Consider the following 22,960-nt stretch of genomic DNA (forward strand, 5'->3'; position numbering starts at 1 on the left):
ATCGAGGCGCCATCTCGTTCAAAGGTCACGCGAACGAGACAGGAGCAACGTCATGAAGCACCGCATAGTGGTACTCGGAGCCGGATACGCCGGGGCCTTCGCCGCCGGAAACCTGACCCGCCGGCTCTCTCCGGCCGACACCGAGATCACCGTCGTCAACGCCGCGCCAGACTTCGTTGAGCGGATGCGGCTCCACCAGCTCGCGATCGGCCAGGACATCACGTTCCGGAAGCTCACCGACGTATTCGCGGGCACCAGGGTGTGTCTGCGCCTGGCGCGTGTCACCGGCGTCGACCCCGAGCGCCGGACCGTCGCCGTCACCGGCGAGGACGGCGACGGCGAGCTCATGTACGACACGCTTCTCTACACGCTCGGCAGCGCCGTGGCCCACCATGGCGTCGCGGGCGTGGCCGAGTTCGCCTTCGACGTGACCGGCCTGTCCTCGGCGCTGCGTCTACGCGAGCGCCTGGCCGGGCTGGGCGAGGGCGGCGCCGTGCTGGTCGTCGGTGAGGGGCTGACCGGCATCGAGACCGCGACCGAGTTCGCCGAGTCCCGGCCCGACCTCTCCCTCGCGCTTGCCGCCCGCGGCGAGCTGGGAGCCTGGCTCTCCCCGAAGGCCCGCCGCCACCTGCGCCAAGCTTTCGACCGGCTCGGCATCACCGTCCACGAGCACACCGACATCGCAGCCGTCGAGCCGACACGGGCGTTCGCTGCCGACGGCACGTCCATCCCGGCCGACGTGACCGTGTGGGCCGCTGGTTTCGCCGTGGACCCCATCGCGGCCGGCAGCGGTCTGAAGGTCGCCGAGACCGGCCAGATCGTCGTTGACGGCAGCATGCGCTCGGTCTCACATCCGGACGTCTACGCCGCCGGTGACTGCGCCTACGCGATCGGCGAGAACGGCCGGCCGCTGCCGATGTCCTGCGCCTCGGCCGGCGTCACCAACATGCAGGCAACCGCCGCGATCATCGCGCGCCTGACGGGCAGCAAGGTCCCGGCTGCCGGGCTGAAGTACTACGGCAATCACATCAGCCTCGGGCGGCGGGACGCGATTTTCCAGATGGTGGACGGGAACGTCCGGGCGAAGTCCTGGTACCTGGGCGGCCGGATGGCCGCGCGGCTCAAGTCAGGCGTACTCAAGGGGGCCGAGTGGGGCATCGCCCACCCGACCTTCGGCATGCCCAAGCGCAGGCACCGCCTGGCCACCTCGCCCGACCGGGCTGGTGTAAGGGCCGCCGCATAAGCTGCTCCGCATGGACAGCGCAGCCATCGAGCGGTTCGAGGCCAGCCGGGGCCGGCTGGCCTCGCTGGCGTACCGTCTGCTCGGCTCGGCCGCCGACGCCGAGGACGCCGTGCAGGACATGTTCCTGCGCTGGCAGGCCGCGGACCGGGAACGTATCGAGGTGCCGGAAGCGTGGCTGACCAAGGTCGTCACCAATCTCTGTGTCGACCGGCTCCGCTCGGCGCAGGCGCGCCACGAGCGGGCGGCCGGTGTATGGCTGCCCGAGCCGCTCCTTGAGGGCGACCCAATGCTCGGTCCGGCCGACACCTTCGAGCAGCGCGAATCGGTGTCCTTAGCCGTACTGATTCTCATGGAGCGCCTCTCGCCGGTCGAGCGGGCCGCTTACGTCCTGCGCGAGGCCTTCTCATACACCCACGCCGAGATCGCCGGGATCCTCGACATCACCGAGTCCGCGAGCCAACAGCATGTCCACCGGGCCCGGCGCCGGGTCACCGCCGAGCGCCGCGGCGGCGACGAGGTGGACCCCGCGTCCGCGCGCCGGATCGTCGAGGAGTTGCTCGCCGCCGCCACGTCGGGGCGCACCGAACGGCTGGTGGCGATGCTCACCGCCGACGCGAACGCGATTTCGGACGGCTACGGACTGGCCAGGCGGCTACTGCGGTACAACACCCGCGAACGCATCGCCGCCCACGTGCGGGCCGGCTTCACGCCCACGCCGGCGAAGCGGCGGCTGGCCGGCGGCTCTCCCGCGTTCCACGTCGCGCTGGTCAACGGCTCCCCAGCCGTCCTCGCTGTGGTCGACGACCGGGTCGTGGGTGTCGTGGCGTTCGAAGTCAGCGACGGCAAGGTCGCGTCCCTGCACGGCATCGCCGCCGCGGACCGGCTCGCGCGCCTCAACGAGGCATGGCGGCAGCACCAACCCGACGCGCCGGTCATCACCGCATGGTGACCAGAGCCACCGGAATCCAGTGACCTGAGTCGAAGCGAGGACGGCACCCCTTCGGCCCCCGCGCTGCACAGCAGCACCAAGGCCGAAGCACGTCGGTGTCCCGAATCAGACTCGGCCATGAGATTCGGATTCCCGATGGCCAACCACGAATCGTCACGGAGGGCTGACCAGGGCTGACCCGAGGGGCCCGGCCACCGATTTCTCACAGTCACCTCAACTACATGCTGAGGTGGCCAGGTGGAGGGCAAGCACGGCCTTCACGGTGTCGGTGACGCGGGTGGTGCTGCAGCGGAGCTTCCGTGGCAGGCGCCACTGCTCAAGCGTGGCCATGGCCTGCTCGCCGACAGCGCGAATCTTCGCGTAGGAGACGTTGACGGCTCGCTGGCCGGCCGACAGCGTGTCCCACCGCCCGCGGTAGAAAACGCGGACTGTGCCTCCCGCGCCCTGGTAGCCCTTGTCTGCCCAGCAGCGGATGCCCGCACGGGTCAGGACGTCGATGATGCCGCGGGCGCGGGCGGCTTTGATGTCGCGAACAGCGCCGGGCGGGGCAGCTCGTGTGGCCGCTCGTGGTCCTCGCCCTCGGCGCGACGGCGTACGACGTCGGGCTCCGTGCCCTGCCCGCCGTTCCGGCTGACCGCGCTGCCGGACGGCAACGATGTCCTTCTCGGCCGGTGTCCGCGCGGCCGCTCGCGCGTCTCGACCGCTGTCAACAGAGCTGTCATCCGATGGAGTTGCTGCCCCGCGGGGCGCCTTGCTTCTCGTGTGGTTGTCGTACGGTCTGTGCATCCCCCGTGGCGGGGGCAGGGGAGAGGACGGCACAGGCATGATCACAGGTGAGGAAGAGTGGCAGGCACGGGCGAAGTGCCGTACCGCTGACCCCGACGACCTCTTCGTCGAGGGCGCGGCCCAGAACCGGGCGAAGGCCGTCTGCAACGGGTGCCCGGTACGCACCGAATGCCTGGCCTACGCCCTGGACAACCGCATCGAGCACGGGATCTGGGGAGGCATGACGGAGCGGGAGAGGCGCAGTCTGCTGCGCCGGCGCCCGACAGTGACCTCCTGGCGGATACTCCTGGAAACCGCGCGCACCGAGCACGAACGGCCTGCCGCCGGCCGGCCGTCCGACAGCACCGAGGGCTGGTCCCGGACCGGCTGATCCCCCTCGCCACCGGAGGGCCGCGGCCGCGATGCTGGTCACCCACGCGCCCGGGACATGGCGCTAGGTGGCCACACGGCGGCGCACCGGCGCCCTGTTGGACGCCGCAACGGCCCCCCTGCACGCGCCCCGGCACCCGGGTACGTCGGGTGACGGCGTATGACCCAGGGCCCAGTTGCGGAACGGCTCCGGCCCCCGGCGACATGATGTCGCCGGGGGCCGGACTTTGGTAGCGGGGGCGGGATTTGAACCTGCGACCTCTGGGTTATGAGCCCAGCGAGCTACCGAGCTGCTCCACCCCGCGTCGGTTTCTCCACCATACGGCATGCGCGCGGCGCTGGTCGGGGTTTTACCGCCGGGCCTGTAGGTTCCAGGACTGCGTGAGCAGTGTCAGTCGATCTCCAGCAGTCGGCCGGCAATCTTCCGACGCGCGTTAGCAACACCTGTGGTCGGTGGTGATCAGTCCCGGGCCAGCCGATTGGCCGACGATCGGCCCACTGCTAACCCAGGCGCGACAGTTGGGACTGCGCCCAGCTCCTGGCCGACTGCCGTTGAGCCCTCTGCGCTGTACTGATGTGACCATGAGGTACGCGCAGGGCGGTGGCTTGACCGACGCCGAGAGGTAAGCCCGGGAGCGAGTGTGGCTGGACGTGGCGGCTCGGCTGGAAGCCGGAGACGGAAACAAGGCCGTCGCTGCCGCTCTGAGGGTGTCTGAAAGATCGGTGGAACGGTGGCGGCGGCAGAGGCGTGGGGGTGGGGGTGGGGCGGCTGATCAACGGTGATGAGTACGCCGAACTCCTGCCCGCCCAGATCTGGGCCCGCGAGCTGGATGCCGGACGCAGTCAAGCTCGCTTGTATGGCTGCACCGAATCCCGGATCATCAACTGGGTGCTCAGCACGGCCTGGTTGTCGTCGGGAGCGCCGTCTTCGCGGTCAAGGACCAGGCGTACGGCGGTGCGGCCCAGTTCCTCGTAGGGAACCCGGACGGTGGTGAGGGACGGAGTGAGGTCCGCCGCGAAGGGAGCGTCGTCGAAGCCGACCAGCGAGACATCACGGGGGACACGTAGCCCGGCCTCCCGCAGTGCGGCCAGCACTCCGACGGCGATCGCGTCGGTGGCGGCGAAGACGGCGGAGAAGTCCAGACGGGCTTCGAGTGCGTCCCGCACCCGGCGATACCCGGAGGCGCGCGTGTACTGACCGGGAACGTCCAACTCTGCATCGTAGGCCACCGAGTGAGCACGCAGGGCGTCCTGAAGGCCCTCGCGGCGCTTCTCGGAGCTGCTCAGCCCATGCTGTCCGCCGAGGAAGAGAATGCGCCGGTGTCCGGCGGCCAGCAGGTGCGAGGCGGCTTGGAAGGCGCCTCCCCGGTTGTCGTAGTCGACGACGGTGACGGGGATGCCCGGGGCCAGTGGTGGACGGCCCAACAGCACGAGCCGGGATCCTGCCGCGTCGAGCGCCTTGGCGTAGTCGTTCATGCGGCGCTGGTAGGTGGCGTCGGGCACCGCGCCGCCGACGAGCAGGGCGGAATCTGCCGGTCCGCGGTCGTTGATCTGGTGATGTGACCGGGTGAGTGAACGCAAGCCGTATCCCGTGACGGCTTTCAGGCGGACTCTTCGCCGACGCCGGATACGTCGTCGCTCCTCCCGCTCGTGATCTGCTTTGACGTCCTGCCCGCTTTGTTCTTCGAGGCTGCCCCCCTTTGACCTTGCCTTCTCCTCCTCGGCGGCAGCCTTCTCCAACGCGGTGATGACGTCCTCGCCCAGGTGCATCCCGGCGGCATCGTGGTGTGCCCGCGCGGTGGTGGAGTCGATACTGACCAGGGGCAGGTCCACATCACCCCGTTTCGCCGCTTCCCTGATCAGGCCCTCCAGCAGGGCCTCGAAGGCCCCGGCGTCACACCACTGCCGGAAGCGGTTGTGCACGGTCGACCAGGCGCCGAACTCCTGCGGCATCTCCCGTCACTGCCCGCCGGTCTTGAACCGCCAGATCACACCCTCGAACTGCTGCCGCAGCCGCTCCGGGTACGGACCGTACTCGCCGATCGGCAGGTACGGCACGATGAACCCCCGTTCGTCCTGTCGGATCATCACGAACGGTCCGGAAATCAGCCCAGAGTCGGCGCGGTGGAGACGGGCGCCCCGAGGCCCCGCGACAGCGCGCGGGCTGTGGCCCGCAGTGCGGGAGAGATGAACCGTGGCTCTGTGTGGCCTGCCGGTACGACAACCGAGATTGCCGCGACGACGTCTCCGTCCGCGCCTCGTACCGGGACTGCGGCAGCGAGCAGCGGGCGAGGTTCCCGTCGGTTGACGACGGCGATCCCGTTGCGGCGCACCTCGGCGAGGGCGCGGCGCAACGCGGCGGAGGAGAGGGGCACGCCTTCCGGTTCGTGGACCAGTGGTTGGGCGAGGTAGGTCTCCTGGAAGTCCGGGTCGGCGTGGGCAAGGAGAACGAGACCGACACCGGTGGAATGCAGCGGAAGGCGGCCGCCCACGCGGTACAGCACATCGATGGCCTCGCGCGCCGACAACCGTTCGACCAGGAGAGCTTCCATGCCGTCCAGGACCGCGAACAGCACGTGCTGGTGCGTCGCCTCGTACAGGTCCTCCATGAACGGGAGCGCCACCGTGCGCAGGCCGTGGGCGCGCGGGGCGAGCGAGGCTACCTCCCACAGACGCAGACCGACCACGAAACGGCCATCGGCGTCCCGTTCCAGAGCCCCCCAGTGGAGCAGGCGCCGGGCGAGCCGGAGTGTCGTACTGGGCGGTGTGTCCGTGACCCGGCTCAGCTCGGCGAGAGTCATGGCGCGGCGGGTCTCGTTGAAGGCCGTGAGCAGAGCGAACGCCCGGTCGATCACCGGATCACCCTGGGCCGGCCGGCGGCCCCGAGAGACGCTGGGAGGGTTCGTCATGCCTGCAGTCTCGCCCTCCGGGCCGCTTCTTGTGTATTGCGGCAAGGTTTCGATCGCATGCCATTCAATGGAATTGCCGCTGGTGCCGATCTGGTCGATCTCCCACTCTTACCTCACACGTCGACGAGATGCCTCTCAGGTTCCGAGCCGAACCGATTCCGAGGAGACCCATGACTGCGGAGTTCACACAGAGCGGTGCGGAGCAGTTCTCCCTTCCGGGCCAGCCTGTGCCCTTCTTCCTGGAGGCAGGTGAGGGGGAGCGGGCTCACCTGTTCGACTCGCTGATCACCGTGCTGCTCAGCAAGGACGAGACCGGTGGACAGTTTGGAGTGTTCACCTACGCCGCCCCCAAGGGCGACGCGATCCCCACACATGTGCACGCCGATGTCCACGAGACGTTCTTCATGCTCTCCGGGAGGGCTCGCGTGTGGATCCGGGACGCGCAAGGTGAGCAACACGAGAAGCTGCTGGGAACCGGCGACTTCGGCTACGTACCGGCCGGCTGCCTGCACACCTTCCGTGTGGAGGCCGACGACACCCGGATCATGGGCGTGTCCAGCGGCGGTTTCGAGCGCTTCTTCGCCGCATCCGGCACCCGTACGGACTCCCTGGAACTGCCCCAGCCGCCGTACGTCCCCTCGCCGGAGCAGATCGACCGCGCCGCGCGCGAGTACGGCAACGACTTCCGGTTCGACCTGCGTCCATTGGACGGCTGACATGGCCAGGCCCGCCACGCCGCTGCCCACCGCGGAAGTCACACCGGCGGGCACCCGGCTGCTGCGAGGAGTCGAGTATGCGACACCGGACGGTTTCCGACCGCTCCTGCTCGATCTCCACCTCCCCGCCGCGCACCCTGCCGGGGGTCCCGTGCCGGTCGTTGTCTTCCTCCACGGTGGAGGCTGGCGGACCGGGAGTCGGGCTCAGCTCGGGCCGGCCTTCGAGGCGTGGCAGGTCGGTCCGTTCGACCCGCTCGCGTCGGCCGGCTTCGCGGTCGCCTCGATCGACTATCGGCTCAGCGCGGAGGCCGTCTTCCCCGCTCAACTGCACGACGGCCAGGCCGCCTTGCGCTGGGTGCGCGAGCACGCCGAGGCGCTGGGGCTCGACGCCGAACGGGTCGTTCTGTGGGGCGAGTCGGCCGGCGGCCACCTCGCCGCACTGCTCGGACTGACGGCCTGCCGACCGGAGCTGGAAGCCGACCCCGTGGTGGCTGGTCCGTACGCCGACGTGGTCGGTGTCGTGGACTGGTACGGGCCCGCCGACCTGCGGACCATGCAGAGCCAGTCCCGCCCCGACGCCGTGACCGTGCCCGACGCGGCGGATTCCCGGGAGGCCCAGTTGATCGGTGCGCCCGTCCCCGAGGCGCCCCGGCTTGCTGCGGAGGCGAGCCCGGTCACCTACGTCTGCGCCGCCGCTCCACCCTTCCTGCTCGCCCACGGCACGGCCGACCGGTTCGTCCCGAGCGCCCAGAGTGAACAGCTCGCCAACGCGCTGCGGGCCTGCGGCGGCGAGGTGACCTTGCGGCTCATCGACTCCGCGGACCATCTGTGGGCCGGTCTGCCCGATCCGCGGACCGTCTTCGACGAGGCCCTGGACTTCGCCCAGCGCGTCTGCGCCCCGATCGCGGCACACACCCCCCGCCCTCCCGCCGCCGTGCGCGCCTTCTGACTCCACCCCCCTTCCCCGCCCCGCCGGCATCGACTCACCCAGGCCGCAGGCAAAGGAGCCTCACGTAATGAATCGTTTCAAAAGCAGTTCGGCAAGAAGCACCATCATCTTGGCAACCACCGTCGCCCTCGCCTTCACCGGTGTCACGGCCTGCAGCTCGTCCTCCGCGAGCGGTTCCTCGGCGTCCGCGTCGGACACCCTCACGATCGGCATGGACGGCGACTCGGCCGCAAACGGTTACGACCCCGCGAAGTACACCGAGATGCGGCAGTTCTTCGAGAGCGTGTACGACTCGCTCTTCGTCAAGACCGCCGGCGGCGGCGTGAAGCCGAGCCTGGCCACCAAGTTCGCATACAACAAGGACAAGACGCAGCTGACCCTCACACTGCGCAAGGGTGTGACCTTCGCGGACGGCAGCAAGCTCACCGCCGCCGTGGTCAAGAAGAACCTCGACCGACGCAATGACGCCGCCTTGGTCGCGTACGGGAACATGGCCAAGGGCGGACAGGCCGAGATCAAGCAGGTCACCGCACCCGACGACCAGACCGTCGTCCTCACCTTCGCCAAGGCCCAGCCGACCTTCCAGGAGCAGCTCGCCTCCGACGCCGGAATGATCGTCAGCGCCAAGGGACTCGCCGACAGCAAGGCGCTCGGCGCCGCACCCTTCGGCTCGGGCCCGTACACCCTCGACAAGTCGGGATCGGTCAAGGGCAACAAGTACACGATGGTGCGCAGGAAGGGTTACTGGAACTCCGCCGCCTTCGCCTACGACACCGTCGTCTACCGTGCCCTGCCGGACCCGCAGGCCAGAGCCAACGCGCTGGTCTCCGGTCAGGTGGACGTCGCCGCGGTCGCCGGATCGACCTCCTCGTTCGTCAAGTCGCGAGGCACGGGGCTGTCCTCCCTGGGCGGCACGGTGGTGACCCTGCCGGTCTTCGACAAGAAGGGCACGGTCTCCAAGCCGTTCGGCGACGAGAGGGTCCGCCAGGCCATCCAGGTCGCGGTCAACCGCAAGGACCTGGTGAGCGGACTCCACAAGGGCGACAAGCCGACCTCCAACGCTTTCCCGTCCTCCTTCGACGGCTACGACGCCTCGCTCAACACCACCTGGGGCTACAACCCGGACAAGGCCAAGAAGCTCCTCACCGAAGCCGGATACGCCAAGGGTTTCTCCTTCACGGTGATCACCAGCCAGGCCAATGAGACCGACCTGGAAGCGATCCAGAAGCAGCTCAAGGCAGTCGGGATCGACATGAAACTCAAGGCCGCCGCCTCCACCGAAGAGGCCTTCGCGGCCGTGAACACCACCCCGCTCGGCTACCTCACGTTCAACTGGCCCGACCCGGTGGTCGCCATGCAGTCCGTCGTCCTCGGTGGGTTCTTGAACACCCAGAAGGCGACCGACAAGCAGCTCACGGAGTACACGGACGCCGCCGCGGGCGCCACCGGCGCGAAGCGGACCGAGGCTCTCACCAAGCTCAACACCCGCCTGGTGGAAGCGGGCTGGCTGATCCCGCTGTACGAGAGCTACTCCTACGCCGGTTACAGCACCAAGAAGGTCAAGCCCCTCACCTTCGCGGGCAACGACGCCTACCCGCTGCTGTCCTCGATCAAGCCGGTCTCCTGACGACCGGCCCGGTCGGGGACCACTCGAACAAGAAGAGGAAGGAGGAGGCTCCGTGACCAGATTCCTCGCCCGGCGGGCCGCGATGGCGGTCCTGACGCTGCTGGCGGTGATCGTCCTGACCTTCGCACTCGTTCACTCCATTCCCGGCAGCCCGGGCGCGGTGATGCTCGGCCCGGGAGCCTCCGCGCAAGAGATCCACGCCCAGAACGAACTGCTCGGCTGGAACCAGCCGCTGGCCGTCCAGTTCTGGGACTGGATCACCCACGCGGTCCGCGGCGACCTCGGCACCTCCCTGACCGGAGGCAACGAGGTCGGCCCGGACCTGGCGTCCCGGCTCCCGGTGACCGCGGCCATCGCACTCGGCGCCACCGCCCTGAGCGGTGTGCTCGGCATCGTCTCGGGAGTGGTGGCGGCGGTCCGCGGCGGTCTCGTCGACCGGTTCATCACCGCTTTCTCCGGGATCGTGGTGTCCCTGCCGACCTTCTGGCTGGGCATCCTGCTGGTCTACGTCGCCTCCATCCGGCTCGGCTGGCTCCCGGCGACCGGCTACACCCCCTTCGCGGACTCGCCCGTCGACTGGGCGAAGAGCCTGGCCCTTCCGGTGCTCAGCCTGGCGATCGGCGGGGCTGGCCTCGTGGCCCGGCAGGCGCGCGCCTCCATGGTCGAGGCCCTGGGGCAGGAACACATCAGGACCCTGCGCGCGACGGGGATTCCGCCCTGGCGGCTGCTGTACGTGCACGCGTTGCGCAACGCGAGTGTGCCCGTGGTGGCGGGGCTCGGCATGCAGTTCGTCGGGCTGTTCGGCAGCACCGTGATCGTCGAGCAGATCTTCGCCCTGCCGGGTCTGGGACAGGTCGCCCAGGCCGCGGTCACCTCCCACGACTTCCCGTCCGTGCAGGGAGTCGTGATCATCGCGACGGTCGTCGTCGTGGTCACCAACGTCGCGCTCGATGTACTGATCAGCGCGCTGAACCCGAAGTTGCGTGCGGCATGAGCGAATACCTTCAGGCCAAGCCGGCACAACAACTGCTCGAAGACCCCGAGCACACCGTCACCGAGGCGTCGCAGCCCGCCCGGCACCGGCTGCCCCTGCTGCTGCGCAGGCCGGGCGGCGTCTTCGGACTCGGCTGGCTGGCACTGCTGGTCGTACTCTCGCTCACGGCGTCCTGGTGGATTCCGTACGGGACCAACGACCAGCAGCTGTCGGCCGCGCTCCAGGGCCCCAGTGCCCAACACTGGCTCGGCACCGACGAGCTGGGGCGAGACCTGCTCAGCCGTATCTTCGCGGCCGGCGCGAGCACGTTCGGAGCCTCGCTGCTGACCGTGGTCGTGGCCTACGCCGTCGCCGTCCCGCTGGCGCTCGTCGCCGCCGAGTGCGGCGGGCGCACGGAGACGGTCATCAGCCGCACCACCGAGATCATGATGGCCCTGCCGGGCACGGTGATCATCCTCGCGTTCATCGGGGTGTTCGGTGTGGACACCGTGCTCATCATGACCGTGCTGGGCGTGTTGATCTCCTCCGGGATGTACCGGGTGCTCCTGGGGGTGGCGCGCTCGCTGCGGGAGCAGTTGTACGTGGACGCGGCCCGGGTCAACGGCCTCGGCTCCTGGCGGGTCAACCTCCGCCATGTGCTGCCGGGCATGCGGACGGTCCTGGCCGTGCAGGCGGCCCTGCTGTTCGGGATCGGCCTGTTGATCCAGTCCGGCCTCGCCTTCATGGGCTTCGGCCCGAAGCCGCCCGCGCCCAGCTGGGGCGCCATGATCGGTACGGCCTCCCAGCACATCTACGACGCGCCCTGGCTGATGGTGCCCTCCGGACTGATGCTGTCCCTGACCGTGATCGCCGCCAACCTGATTGCAGACGCCCTGACCGACCCGGAGGAAGTGCCCCGGGTCGCCCAGCGGGCCGAGAAGCGGGGCGGCGGGGCCGCCGCCGGGCCGGCCGAGCCCGACGGATCGGGAGTACTGGACGTACGCGACCTGACCGTGGCCGTCGACGACGGACCGGTGCTGGTCAGCGGTGTCTCCTTCCGGGTCGAGCCCGGCCGGGTGCTCGGCCTGGTCGGCGAGTCCGGCTGCGGCAAGACCATGACCGCGCTGGCCGCACTCGGACTGCTGCCCGCCGGAGTCGCGGTCACCGGCGGCGCGCTGCACTGGCAGGGCCGCGACCTGGCAGGCCTCGACGAGCGACGGCTGCGGCCGGTCCGCGGACGCGAGATCGCCTACGTCTCGCAGGAGCCGATGGTCGCCCTCGACCCCATGTTCTCCGTCGCCTACCAGCTCACCGGACCGCTGCGGCGACTGCGCGGACTGTCCCGCGCGGAGGCGCGGGACGGCGCCGTGAGCCTGCTGAAACGGGTGGGAATCGTCGACCCCCAGGCCGTCATGAGCAGTTACCCCCACCAGTTGTCCGGAGGCATGGCCCAGCGAGTGGCGATCGCCCTCGCCCTGACCGGCGGCCCGAAGCTGCTGGTGGCCGACGAGCCGACCACGGCCCTCGACGTGACCGTGCAGGCGGAGATCCTCAGCCTGCTGCGTTCACTCGTCAGCCAGTCGGGCACCTCGGTCGTGATCGTCACCCACGACCTCGGTGTCGTCGCCGACCTCTGCGACGAGGTCGCGGTGATGTACGCCGGCGAGATCGTCGAATCCGGAACGGTGACCGAGGTGCTGGACGCCCCCCGCCATCCGTACACCAAGGCGCTCCTCGGGGCGAACCCGCATGCGGGTGAGGCCGTGACGCCCTCGCACCGGCTGACGGCCATCCCCGGCCAGGTGCCGACGCCCGGCAGCTGGCCGCAGGGATGCCGCTTCCAGGACCGCTGCCTCTACGCGACAGACGCCTGCGGGCAGCCCGTGGCACTGGAAGCGGCCGACCGAGGCGGCACCATCCGTTGCGTCCGAGCCACCGAACTCGCGGCGACCGCCGCCCACCCGGACGAGAGGACCCCCGCATGAGCACCACTACGGCCCCGGCCGGCACCGCGCAGACCCTCGCCCTCGACGTGCGGGACCTGACCGTCCACTACGGCCGCCGCTCCCGGCGCAAGCCGGTGCCTCCGGCCGTCGACGGCGTGTCGTTCTCCATCGCGCCCGGCGAGACCATCGGCCTGGTCGGCGAGTCGGGCTCGGGCAAGTCGACCATCGGCAAGGCGGTCCTGGGCCTCCAGCCCGCGACCGGTGGATCGATCTCCTTCTTCGGAGAAGACATCACCCATGCCGCCCCGGCCCGGCGGCGGGCCCTCGCGGCCCAGCTGCGGGTGGTGTTCCAGGACCCGTACTCCTCCCTCAACCCCGCCATGACCATCGGCGAGACCCTCGCCGAGCCGCTGCGCCTGATGGGCATCGGCAAGGCGGAGGCGGCTCGGCGGTCGCGCACCGCCCTGGAGCGGGTGGGGCTGCCGGCCTCCGCCGCCGACCGCCGGCCCCGCCAGTTCTCCGGCGGTCAACGGCAGCGCATCGCGGTGGCCCGTGCCCTGGTGTGCGACCCGAAGGTCGTGGTGTGCGACGAGCCGGTGAGCGCGCTGGACCTGTCGACCCAGGCGCAGGTGCTCAACCTGCTCGCCGACCTGCGTGACGAGCGAGGTCTGTCGTACCTGTTCGTCGCCCACGACCTCGCGGTGGTCCGCTTCCTCGCCCAGCGGGTGGTCGTCCTCTACCGCGGCCAGGTGATGGAGACCGGTGCCGCGGCGGCCGTGGTCGAACACCCCCGCCACCCCTACACCCGGGCCCTCACCGCCGCCGCGCCGGTGCCCCGCCCCGCCGAACAGGCGGCCCGGCGCGCCGCGCGCGAGGCGATGGGCATCGGAGCGGCCGGACTCGGAACTCCCTCCACCGCCGGCTGCCCCTTCGCGTCGCGCTGTCCCCTCGCCACCGACGTGTGCCACACCGAGCGGCCCGCGCTGCGCCGGGTCGGTGACAGCGATGTCGCCTGCCATCACGCCACCGACTGACCTCCCCCTCGACGACTGCCCGACGCTCACGACCCCAGGAGCTGTTCCCATGGACCCCACACTCGACGATCTCGTACGCAAGCTCGACCTGGAGACCAAGCTCCGGCTGATCTCCGGCGCGGGCGCCTGGGCCACACAGGCCTGCGAGGAGATCGGTCTGCGGCCGATCAGCGTCTCCGACGGGCCGGTCGGCGTCCGCGGCCCGATCGAGGACGAGCGGGACTGGTCGGCCAACCTGCCCTCCTCCAGTGCTCTGGCCGCCACCTGGGACGAGGAGCTTCTCCACCGGGTGGGTGGCCTGCTGGCCGCGGAAGCAGTACGCAAGGACATCGACGTGGCGCTCGGCCCCACGGTCAACCTCCACCGTTCCCCGCTGGGCGGCCGGCACTTCGAGTGCTTCTCGGAGGACCCGCTCCTGACCGGCCGGATGGCGGCCGCCTATGTCCGCGGCCTCCAGGACAACGGGGTCGGTGCCTGCCCGAAGCACTTCGTCGCCAACGACTCCGAGACCGACCGCACCTCGGTCGACATCCGGGTGGACGAGCGGACCCTGCGCGAGCTCTACCTTGCCCCCTTCGAACATCTGGTCGCCGAGGCCGGTCCCTGGACCGTGATGGCCGCCTACAACGGCGTCGACGGCGCGCCCATGACGGAGAGCCCGCTGCTGCGCGACGTCCTGAAGGACGAGTGGGGCTGGGAGGGACTGGTCGTCTCCGACTGGGGCGCCGTCTACGGCACCGAGGAGTCCGCCTCGGCCGCGCTCGACCTGGCCATGCCGGGACCGTCGGAGCACTGGGGCGAGCCGCTGCTCGCCGCGGTGCGCGAGGGCCGTGTCCCAGAAGCCGCCATCGACGACAAGGTGCGCAGGCTGCTGCGGCTGGCGGCCCGCGTCGGTGCCCTCGACGGACACCCGGCCGCCGCCGGACGCCCCGGCCCCGGCACGGTCGCGCAGGGCGCGGCACTGGCCCGTGAGGCCGCGACCGCCGCCATGGTGCTCGTCCGCAACCACGGGGACCTGCTGCCTCTCGCGACCGACGACCTGTCCCGCGTCGCCCTGCTGGGCCCCGGAGCGCTGGACGCCCGGCCGCTCGGCGGAGGCAGCGCGACCGTCTTCCCGCCGTATGTCGTCAGCCCCCTGGAAGGACTGCGCTCGGCACTCGGCGACCGCGTCGAACTGGTCACCGCGCCGGGGGCCTCCCTCAGCGACGACCTGCGGACCCCCCGCGCCCGCGAACTCTCCCAGCCCGGCACCCTCCGGTGGCTCGACGCGACCGGAGCGTGCCTCAAAGAGGAGCCGACGGCGGGCACGCACTTCGTGCGCGACCTGAAATCTGTCGAGGAGGGCAGCGTCTCCTTCGAACTGCGCACCGTCTTCACCGCCGACACCACCGGCGACTGGCAGCTCGGCGTCAGCGGCGTCGGCGCGTTCGTCCTCGACCTCGACGGTGAGACGGTCATCGAAACGCACATCGTCCGCGACCCTCTCGACATCGGCTCAGTGGTCGGCGCCGCGCCCCAGGAATACATCACCCGGCGGCTGACGGAAGGCCAGAAGGTCGACGTGCGGCTACGGTTCACCTGGGGGCAGGACATCATGCTGTTCTGGGTCGGCCTGGTCGTCGGCGAACCCAGGTTGCCCGCCGACCAGCAGCTCGCCCGCGCCGTCGAACTCGCCGCCGCCTCCGACGTCGCCGTCGTCGTCGTGGGCACCACCGAGGCCGTCGAGAGCGAGGGCTTCGACCGTACGACGCTGAGGCTGCCCGGCGACCAGGACGCCCTGGTACACGCCGTGGCCGCCGCCAACCCGCGCACCGTCGTCGTGGTCAACTCAGGTGCCCCCGTGGAGATGCCCTGGCGGGACGAGGTCGCCGCCGTGCTGCTGGCCTGGTTCCCCGGCATGGAACTGGGCAACGCGCTGGCGGACGTACTGCTCGGCGCCGCGGAGCCCGGCGGCCGGCTGCCCACCACGTGGCCCGCCCGCGACGAGGACGTCCCGGTGTGGAACACCACCCCCCGGGACGGAGTGCTGGAGTACACCGAGGGCCTGCACATCGGCCACCGCGCCTACCTGCGCGCGGGCACCGAACCCGCGTACTGGTTCGGCCACGGCCTGGGCTACACCACCTGGGAGTACGAGTCCTTCGACGTACCCGCCCACGTGCGCCCCGGCGAGGACCTGACCGTCACCGTGCGTGTGCGCAACAGCGGGGAGCGGCGCGGCAAGGAGGTCGTGCAGGTCTACGCCGCCCGGCCCGACTCGGCCGTCGAACGCCCCGAACTGTGGCTGGCCGGCTTCGCCGTCGCCGAGGCCGGCCCGGGCGAGGCCGTGGACGTCCCCATACGCATCGCCGCACGGGCCCTCCAGCACTGGTCGGTGACCGGTCGTCAGTGGCAGACCGAGAGCGGCACGTTCCTTCTCTCCGCCAGCCGATCAGCCTGCCGGCCGATCCTCACGGTTGAAACGGTGGTCTCAGGATGAACTCGCCCACCTGTCTGCGTGCCGAACAGTTGGAACACGCCCTGGGCATCGGCACGCGTCGGCCGCGGCTCTCCTGGTGGCTTCCGGCCGACTCCGGCGTGCAGCTGGCCCATCGGATCAGAACCGGCGAGGGCTGGGACTCCGGCCGTGTCGAGGGAGCCGACAGCGTCCATGTGCCGTACGGCGGCCCTCCACCGGCCTCCGGTGAGCGGATCACCTGGCAGGTCAAGGTCTGGACCGACGTCGGCGAGAGCGACTGGTCCGAGTGGGCCTGGTTCGAGACCGGGCTGCTGGACCCCTCCGACTGGCAGGCCCTGTGGATCGAGCCCGTCGAGACCGAGGTGCCGCCCGCCGGACACCGCCCGGCCCATCTGTTGCGCACCCCTTTCTCGACGACGTCCCCGGTCCGCCGGGCCCGCCTCTACGCCACCGCGCAGGGGCTGTACGAGGCGTTCCTCAACGGCGAGAGGATCGGGGACGCCGAACTGACGCCGGGCTTCACGCAGTACGACGTACGGCTTCAGGTCCAGACGTACGACGTGACCGCACTGGTGCGGGAGGGCGACAACGTCCTCGGGGCGATCCTGTCCGACGGCTGGTTCCGCGGCCAGATCGGCATCACCCGCGCCCACGACCAGTGGGGCAAGCGGGTGTCGTTCCTGGCGCAGCTGCATCTCGAACACGAAGACGGCACCACGACCGTCGTGCGCACCGGAAAGCACTGGCGCTCGGCCACCGCGCACATCGCCGAAGCCGACCTCATCGCGGGCCAGTTCAGCGACCTGCGCCGGACACGCACGGGATGGGACGTACCCGGGTACGACGGCCAGGAGTGGGAGACGGTCGATGTCGCCGACCACGGCTACGCCGGGCTGGTCACCTCACCGGCCCCGCCCGTACGGCGCGTCGAGGAACTCGTCCCCGTGTCGGTGACCCGGCCGCGCCCCGACCGGCAGGTCTTCGATCTCGGCCAGAACATCAACGGCTGGGTACGGCTGCGCGACCTCGGCCCCGAAGACACCCGCCTCACCCTCACGCACGGCGAATCACTCGGCCACGACGGCGACGTGACGACGGACCACCTCCGCGTCGACCTGTCCTTCCTGCCCGAGCCCCTCCCGGCCGGCCAGGTCGACCACGTCGTCTCGGCAGGCCGCCCGGGCGAGACCTTCGAACCCCGGCACACCACACACGGCTTCCGCTATGTCCGTGTCGAAGGCCACCCCGGCGAGCTGACCGCCGACGACCTGCGGGGCGTGGTGGTCCACACCGACCTGCGGCGCACCGGCTGGTTCGAGTGCGGAGACGAGCGGATCAACCGGCTGCACGAAGCCGCCGTGTGGAGCATGCGCGGCAACGTCTGCGACATCCCCACGGACTGCCCCACCCGCGAACGCGCCGGCTGGACGGGGGACTGGCAGGTGTTCGCCCCGACCGCAGCCTTCCTTTACGACGTCGCCGGGTTCTCGGCCAAGTGGCTGCGCGACGTCGCCGCCGACCAATGGCCGGACGGCACGGTCTCCAACATCTCGCCCGCCTGCCGCACCGAAGGCCCGAACGGCCCGGTGGCCCACCTCAACGGCTCGGCCGGCTGGGGCGACGCCGCGGTCATCGTGCCCTGGCAGATGTACCGCGCGTACGGTGACCGGGCCGTGCTGGAGGAGCTGTGGCCGACCATGACCGCATGGCTCGGACGGACCGAACGCGCGGCACGCGAAGCACGCCACCCGGACCGGGTCCTGCGCTCCGCCGAACCCGCCCCGCACGAGCGGTATCTGTGGGACACCGGGTTCCACTGGGGCGAATGGCTCGTGCCCGGCGAGCACATCGGCGACGACCTGCCCCAGTACGCGCAGCTCGACAAGGCCGACATCGCCACCGCGTACTACGCCCACTCCACCCGGCTGGCGGCGAGGATCGCGCGGGTCATCGGCCGAGACAACGAGGCGGCGGTGTACGAAGAGCTGAGCGAGCGGATACGCGACGCCTGGCGAACCGAGTTCGTCGCGCCCGACGGCTCGCTGCGCCCGGACACCCAGGCCAACCACGTGCGCGCCCTCGCCTTCGACCTGGTGCCGAAGGAACTGCGAGCCCGGACCGCGGAGCGGCTCGTCGACCTCGTACGGGATGCCGGTACGCATCTGGGCACCGGTTTCCTCGCGACCCCGAACCTGCTGTCGGTGCTCGCCGACACCGGGCACCTCGACGTGGCGTACGAGCTGCTGCTCCAGGACAGCGCCCCGTCCTGGCTGCACATGATCGACCGAGGCGCGACCACGATCTGGGAGAGCTGGGAGGGTGTGGCCGACGACGGCACACCACGCGACTCCCTCAGCCACTACTCCAAGGGCGCTGTCGTCTCCTTCCTGCATCGCTACACCGCCGGAATCGAACCGGACGCGGACTTCCCGGGCTATCAGCGGTTCACCGTGGCACCGCGCCCGGGCGGCGGCCTTGCTTGGGCACGAGCGGAACACCACTGCCCATACGGACGGATCGAATCCGCCTGGGAAGTCGACGGCGACCGTTTCCGGCTCGACGTCACCGTGCCGCCGGGCACCACCGCCGAGGTCGTCCTGCCTGACGGCACGCGGCGCACCGCCATTCCGGGCATGCACACCTACCTTTGTGCTGCGCCCGCCGCCCTGACGACGACGGGAGCCCCCCGATGACCCACAGCACCGAGCGGGAACGAACCGGTTCCGAGCCTCCCGAGTGGGCTCCACCCGAGTTCCTGCCACCTGTCGGCCCCGTTGTGCGCGAGGACGGCTCGCTGCACTATTCCGGGATCAGTTATGCCCTCCCGCCCGGCTTCCGCCCACTCCAGTTGGACCTGTGGGTCCCGGCGGGAGGGGGCAGGCATCCGGTGGTGGTGTGGATCCACGGCGGAGCGTGGCAGTTCGGTGATCGCCGCTATCTGCCACCGACCCTTGAGACCGACGCCGTCTACGACGCGCTGCTGGAGGCCGGGATCGCGGTCGCCTCGATCGACTACCGCCTCGCGGGCGAGGCCGTCTTCCCTGCGCAACTGCAGGATGCCAAGTCCGCCGTCCGCTACCTGCGTCGGCATGCCGCTCAACTCGGCCTGGACGTCGAGCGGTTCGGTGTATGGGGTGAATCGGCCGGTGGACACCTCGCGGCACTTCTCGCCCTCACCGCGGGTCGTGCCGAGCAGGAGGGTGACCCCGTCGTGGGCGAGCCCGTCGACTCGGTGCGGGCCGCCGTGGACTGGTACGGAGTCAGCGACCTGACCACCATGCCAAAGCTGGAGGTCCCCCCGGACGTGTCCCTGCCGCCGGGTACGGCTGACCCGATCGAGCAACTGCTGGGCGGCACCACCCCGGAGCGGGCCAGATCGGCGAGCCCCGTCACCTACGTGAACGCCGACGCACCGCCCTTCCTGCTCATCCACGGCACCGACGACGTTCCCGTACCACTGGAACAAAGCAGCCTTCTGCACGCGGCGCTGCTCGCGGCGGGGGCGCAATCCGAACTGGTGACGGTCGAGGGCGCCGGCCACATCTTCGTCGGCGCACCCGACATCCCCGCTCTGATCGCCCGCTCGGTCGCCTTCCTGACCCAGCACCTACGGGAGGAAAACCGATGACGATCACTTCCGCCGACCGGCAGCTCGACGAACTGTTGGCCCAGGTACTCGGATCCCTCCAGGGCGAGGACCCACGGTTGCGCGAGCTGGCCGGTGGCCTGGTCACCCACCTGCATGCCTTCGTACGGGAAACCCGGCCCACCGAAGTCGAGTGGCAGCGGGCCATGGACTTCCTGGTCCGCACCGGAGGCGCCTGCACCGACCGCCGCAACGAGTTCATCCTGCTCTCCGACATGCTGGGCCTCACCTCAGCGGTGGACGAGGTCAACCATGCCGGGCCGCCCACCATGACACCCAGCTCCGTCGAGGGACCCTTCCATTCACCTGCACCGCCGCGCCCCATGGGCGCTTGGATCGCGGAGGGCCCTGAGCGGGAACGCGGCGAGGCCGCGGTCGTGCACGGTAGGGTCACCGACTGCGACGGAGCGCCCCTCGCCGGCGCTGTGCTGGACATCTGGCAGGCCAACGACACGGGCCTGTACGACAGCCAGGACGACGAGCAACCCGACGGCAATCTGCGGGCCTTGCTCACCACCGGCCCTGACGGCGACTACTGGTTCCGTACGGTCAGACCCAGCAGCTACCCGGTGCCGACCGACGGCCCGGTCGGCGAGCTGCTCCGTGCCCTCGGCCGGCACCCGATGCGCCCCGCCCACGTCCATCTCAGGGTCGAGGCGCCCGGCCACCGGCCGCTCACCACCCACGTCTTCGTCGACGCGGACCCCTATCTCGCCTCCGACGCGGCCTTCGCCGTCAAGGACGCCCTCGTTGTGCCCTTCGTGCCGTGCACCGAACCGGCGACGGCCCACCGGTTCGGCATGGGCGACCAAAACACGTTCCTGGAGGCCCGGTTCGATATCCGGCTCGTGGCGGAAGGACCCGTCCAGTGAAGCTCATCGGATTGCGTCCGCCGTCGGCACGGCGCGGCAGACAGCAGGTCATGGTCGGTGTCGTCGTGGACGACCGCGTGTCTCCCCTCGTGGATGCCGTCGCCTTCTACGAGGACCTGCCGCGATGGCTGGAGCGGGCGCGCAAGGTCCGTCGTGGCTCGGTCCGGCTCGCGGACGTGATGCCGGAGCCGCCGGTACCGCCGTCGGCACGGGTCCTGTGCATCGGGCTCAACTACCGTGCGCACGCTGCCGAGGGCGCGTTCCAGTTGCCCGAGCATCCGACCGTCTTCGGACGCTGGACGGCCTCGCTCTCGGTGAGCGGACGTCCGGTGCCGGTACCCGACAACGAACCGGGGCTGGACTGGGAGGGCGAAGTCGCGGCCGTCGTCGGTGCCCGGCTCAGCGATGCGGACGAGCGCGAAGCGGAGGCAGGAGTGCTGGGGTACGCCGCCTTCAACGACCTCACCGCCCGTACGGCGCAGAAGCTCACCGCCCAGTGGACTCTCGGCAAGAACGCCGACTTCAGCGGCCCGCTCGGCCCCATCGTCACGATCGACGAGGCGGGCAGTCTCACCGACGGTCTGCGTCTGGTCACCCGGGTCAACGGCGAGGTCATGCAGGACGGCAACACCCGCGACATGATCTTCGCCGTACCGGAGTTGCTTTCCCGGATCAGCCGCACCATGACACTCCATCCCGGCGACATCATCGCCACGGGCACACCAGAAGGAGTCGGCTACGTCCGCAGGCCGCCACGTCTACTGGCTCCTGGCGACATCGTCGAGGTCGAGATCGACCGGCTCGGCCTGCTGCGAACCCCTGTCACCGACGCCTCGGTGAGGTCCAGCGCGTGACGGACACGAGAGCACAGGTGCTGATAGCGGGTGGCGGGCCGGCCGGACTTGCGGCCGCCATCGAACTCGGCCGGCGCGGGGTGCGCACCTGCCTGGTGGAACCGCGCATCACCGTCGACGACGGAAGGCCCCGTGCCAAGACGACCAGCATCCGGACCATGGAGCATCTGCGCCGGTGGGGCCTGGCCGACCGGCTGCGTGCCGCAGCGCCGATGCCCGTCGCATGGTCCCAGGACGTCATCTTCTGCACATCCCTGCTCGGCACTGAACTCACCCGCTTCCGCAACGCCTTCGGGCTCCATGAGGGCCGTAGCGAACACTGGGCGGAGGCCGGTCAGCAGGTGCCCCAGCCGATCGTCGAGCGAGTGTTGCGCAAGGCGGTCTCCGAACTCGCCGCGGTGGAGGTGCTCATCGGTCACACCGTCACCTCCGTCGATCATGACGTGGCCGGGGTGCGTGCCACCGTTTCCTCGGGTGACGGATCGTCCCGCGTCGTCGAAGCCGACTACCTGCTGGGGTGCGACGGCGCGGGCGGGATCAGCCGTCCGGCGATCGGCGCCACGTACACCGGGACGTCCGGAGAACGCCCGAACCTCAACATCGTCTTCCGCGCACCTGGACTGGCACGGCGGATCAGTCTGGATCCAGCCGTGCAGTACTGGATCGTCAGCCCCGAGGCCTCCGGGCTGATGGGCCGGCTCGATCTGGAGCACCAATGGTGGGCCATCGTCCAACACGCCGACACGCGGGCGTCCGGACCTGCCCCCGAGGCGCTGGTGCGTTCGCTCGTCGGAGGCCCCGCAGACGATCTGGATGTACAGGTCGTCGCCACTGACCGCTGGGTCGCCCGGATGATGCTCGTCGACCGTTACCAGTCCGGGCGGGTCTTCCTTGTCGGCGACGCGGCCCATCTCAACCCGCCATGGGGCGGTCACGGCTACAACACCTGCGTGGGCGACGCGGTGAACATCGCCTGGAAACTCGCCGCCGTCATCCATGGCTGGGGCGGCCCCGGGCTCCTGAAAAGTTACGAACCCGAGCGTCGGCCGGTCGCCGCGCAGACCATCGCCGACAGCGCGGCTCAGGAACAGCTGCTCGCCCCGTCCTTCACAGACGCCGACAACGCCCAGCTGGCCACCGCACTCCAGGCCAAGCGCAGCGAATTCCACAGCGAAGGCCTGGTACTCGGCTACCACTACGCCGGTTCACCCGTCATCGTCGACGACGGCTCACCGACACCGGCCCACCAGCTCACCACGTACCACCCCTCAGCACGCCCCGGCAACCGCCTTCCCCACACCTGGCTCCCCGACGGACGGTCCCTCTACGACCTGCTCGGCGAGGGCTTCACCCTGCTGCGCCTGTCCGAGACCGCCGATCCCGCCCCGCTGCAACGGGCGGCCCATATCCGTGGGGTACCACTCATCCTCGTCGACCTCCCGGAACTCGACCTGGCCGACCGGTACGGCGCACCACTGCTCCTCATCCGTCCCGACCAGCACATAGCCTGGCGCGGTGCTACTGCGGCGCACGCCGGACGACTGATCGACACGGCCCGTGGAGCATTGATGGACGTCCTGACAAAGTGATAGATCTTCAGCCGTCAGCCGGTAAATGACGCCGCAGACC

19 protein-coding genes, 1 tRNA gene and 1 pseudogene are annotated in these 22,960 nt (G+C 70.3%); 16 read left to right on the top strand and 5 right to left on the bottom strand.

Going from position 1 to position 22,960, the window contains the following annotated elements:
- Positions 1-52 precede the first annotated feature (52 nt).
- A complete protein-coding gene (locus tag OHB00_RS49220; RefSeq protein WP_406445335.1) occupies positions 53-1,243 on the top strand; it encodes an NAD(P)/FAD-dependent oxidoreductase in 1,191 nt (396 codons plus the stop codon).
- Positions 1,244-1,253: 10 nt separating this feature from the next.
- Positions 1,254-2,192 carry a sigma-70 family RNA polymerase sigma factor gene (locus OHB00_RS49225; RefSeq protein ID WP_406445336.1) on the top strand — a complete coding sequence of 313 codons (939 nt, stop codon included), beginning with the start codon at positions 1,254-1,256 and terminating at the stop codon, positions 2,190-2,192.
- 213 nt (positions 2,193-2,405) lie between these two features.
- On the opposite strand, the pseudogene OHB00_RS49230 reads toward OHB00_RS49225, so the two are convergent.
- Positions 2,406-2,741: pseudogene (locus tag OHB00_RS49230) on the bottom strand (transposase family protein); the annotation flags it as partial.
- Between the two features lie 274 nt (positions 2,742-3,015).
- On the opposite strand from OHB00_RS49230, the gene OHB00_RS49235 reads away from it, so the two are divergent.
- Positions 3,016-3,348, top strand: coding sequence for a WhiB family transcriptional regulator (locus OHB00_RS49235; protein WP_406445338.1), 333 nt, complete (start codon positions 3,016-3,018; stop codon positions 3,346-3,348).
- 227 nt (positions 3,349-3,575) lie between these two features.
- Here the strand turns inward: OHB00_RS49235 and OHB00_RS49240 are convergent.
- A tRNA-Met gene (locus tag OHB00_RS49240) sits at positions 3,576-3,652 on the bottom strand.
- 334 nt (positions 3,653-3,986) lie between these two features.
- Here OHB00_RS49240 and OHB00_RS49245 point away from each other — a divergent pair.
- Entirely contained in the window at positions 3,987-4,130 is a 144-nt protein-coding gene (locus tag OHB00_RS49245; RefSeq protein ID WP_406445340.1) for a helix-turn-helix domain-containing protein, read from the top strand.
- Positions 4,131-4,190: 60 nt separating this feature from the next.
- Here OHB00_RS49245 and OHB00_RS49250 read toward each other — a convergent pair whose 3' ends face one another.
- From OHB00_RS49250 to OHB00_RS49260, 3 genes are read right to left on the bottom strand one after another with little or no spacing between them, the layout of a single operon-like run.
- A complete protein-coding gene (locus OHB00_RS49250; protein WP_406445341.1) occupies positions 4,191-5,300 on the bottom strand; it encodes a substrate-binding domain-containing protein in 1,110 nt (369 codons plus the stop codon).
- 6 nt (positions 5,301-5,306) lie between these two features.
- A complete protein-coding gene (locus OHB00_RS49255; protein WP_406445343.1) occupies positions 5,307-5,435 on the bottom strand; it encodes a hypothetical protein in 129 nt (42 codons plus the stop codon).
- 17 nt (positions 5,436-5,452) lie between these two features.
- Entirely contained in the window at positions 5,453-6,256 is an 804-nt protein-coding gene (locus OHB00_RS49260; RefSeq protein ID WP_406445345.1) for an IclR family transcriptional regulator, read from the bottom strand.
- Between the two features lie 170 nt (positions 6,257-6,426).
- On the opposite strand from OHB00_RS49260, the gene OHB00_RS49265 reads away from it, so the two are divergent.
- The 12 genes from OHB00_RS49265 (at position 6,427) to OHB00_RS49320 (ending at position 22,920) form a co-directional block, all read left to right on the top strand.
- Positions 6,427-6,972 (top strand): quercetin 2,3-dioxygenase, encoded by a 546-nt coding sequence (locus OHB00_RS49265; RefSeq protein WP_406445347.1) that lies wholly within the window; start codon positions 6,427-6,429, stop codon positions 6,970-6,972.
- A gap of 1 nt (position 6,973) precedes the next feature.
- Positions 6,974-7,921, top strand: coding sequence for an alpha/beta hydrolase fold domain-containing protein (locus OHB00_RS49270; protein WP_406445349.1), 948 nt, complete (start codon positions 6,974-6,976; stop codon positions 7,919-7,921).
- Between the two features lie 109 nt (positions 7,922-8,030).
- Complete coding sequence (locus OHB00_RS49275; RefSeq protein WP_406445350.1) at positions 8,031-9,548, top strand: ABC transporter substrate-binding protein; 1,518 nt, start codon at positions 8,031-8,033, stop codon at positions 9,546-9,548.
- Between the two features lie 52 nt (positions 9,549-9,600).
- Positions 9,601-10,542 carry an ABC transporter permease gene (locus tag OHB00_RS49280; protein WP_406445352.1) on the top strand — a complete coding sequence of 314 codons (942 nt, stop codon included), beginning with the start codon at positions 9,601-9,603 and terminating at the stop codon, positions 10,540-10,542.
- Positions 10,539-12,506 (top strand): dipeptide/oligopeptide/nickel ABC transporter permease/ATP-binding protein, encoded by a 1,968-nt coding sequence (locus OHB00_RS49285; protein ID WP_406445354.1) that lies wholly within the window; start codon positions 10,539-10,541, stop codon positions 12,504-12,506. Before OHB00_RS49280 ends, OHB00_RS49285 begins: the two co-directional genes overlap by 4 nt.
- Entirely contained in the window at positions 12,503-13,501 is a 999-nt protein-coding gene (locus OHB00_RS49290; protein WP_406445356.1) for an oligopeptide/dipeptide ABC transporter ATP-binding protein, read from the top strand. The genes OHB00_RS49285 and OHB00_RS49290 overlap by 4 nt, the downstream gene beginning before the upstream one ends.
- A 49-nt stretch (positions 13,502-13,550) precedes the next feature.
- Positions 13,551-15,980, top strand: a complete 2,430-nt coding sequence (locus OHB00_RS49295; RefSeq protein ID WP_406445358.1) for a beta-glucosidase — start codon at positions 13,551-13,553, stop codon at positions 15,978-15,980.
- The gene (locus OHB00_RS49300) at positions 15,977-18,652 is read left to right on the top strand and encodes a family 78 glycoside hydrolase catalytic domain (RefSeq protein WP_406445360.1); all 2,676 of its coding nucleotides are present in this window, start codon (positions 15,977-15,979) and stop codon (positions 18,650-18,652) included. Before OHB00_RS49295 ends, OHB00_RS49300 begins: the two co-directional genes overlap by 4 nt.
- Positions 18,649-19,587 (top strand): alpha/beta hydrolase fold domain-containing protein, encoded by a 939-nt coding sequence (locus OHB00_RS49305; protein WP_406445361.1) that lies wholly within the window; start codon positions 18,649-18,651, stop codon positions 19,585-19,587. Before OHB00_RS49300 ends, OHB00_RS49305 begins: the two co-directional genes overlap by 4 nt.
- On the top strand, positions 19,584-20,477 hold the full coding sequence (locus OHB00_RS49310) for a dioxygenase (protein WP_406445363.1): 894 nt from the start codon (positions 19,584-19,586) through the stop codon (positions 20,475-20,477). Before OHB00_RS49305 ends, OHB00_RS49310 begins: the two co-directional genes overlap by 4 nt.
- A complete protein-coding gene (locus tag OHB00_RS49315) occupies positions 20,474-21,331 on the top strand; it encodes a fumarylacetoacetate hydrolase family protein (protein ID WP_406445365.1) in 858 nt (285 codons plus the stop codon). Before OHB00_RS49310 ends, OHB00_RS49315 begins: the two co-directional genes overlap by 4 nt.
- On the top strand, positions 21,328-22,920 hold the full coding sequence (locus tag OHB00_RS49320) for an FAD-dependent monooxygenase (protein ID WP_406445367.1): 1,593 nt from the start codon (positions 21,328-21,330) through the stop codon (positions 22,918-22,920). Before OHB00_RS49315 ends, OHB00_RS49320 begins: the two co-directional genes overlap by 4 nt.
- The last annotated feature ends 40 nt before the right edge of the window (positions 22,921-22,960 follow it).

Origin of the sequence: Streptomyces sp. NBC_00631 (assembly GCF_045206895.1) — a bacterium.
Classification (GTDB): domain Bacteria; phylum Actinomycetota; class Actinomycetes; order Streptomycetales; family Streptomycetaceae; genus Streptomyces.